This window comes from Gilvimarinus sp. 1_MG-2023, assembly GCF_030548285.1.
Genome location: NZ_JAUOSC010001593.1, coordinates 1 through 241, shown reverse-complemented (window position 1 = coordinate 241; position 241 = coordinate 1). Strand labels below are relative to the sequence as shown.

The window sequence follows — 241 nt, the reverse complement described above, 5'->3', positions numbered from 1 at the left end:
GCTCAATGTAGATGGGCAAGCGGGCGTCGCCGTTAACGCTGACGGTCAGTGGCCAGTTCCCGTCCCCCAGCTCTTCCAGCAGGTCTGCCGGGAGGGTGATCGATGCGTAGCCATCGGAGACCATGGCCACCGTCGCGGTGACGTCGTAGTTCAGGTCGCCCAGGGTGATGCTGATGAGGTCTCCGACGGCCACCTGTTTCAGGGTGACGACGGTACCATCCTCAGCTTCATCGGCCAGTAA

1 protein-coding gene is annotated in these 241 nt (G+C 62.2%); it reads right to left on the bottom strand.

The genetic code is table 11. The annotated features are described in order from the left end of the window. The coding region (locus Q4563_RS22175) for a hypothetical protein (RefSeq protein ID WP_303606078.1) at positions 1–241 on the bottom strand (241 nt) is incomplete at both ends.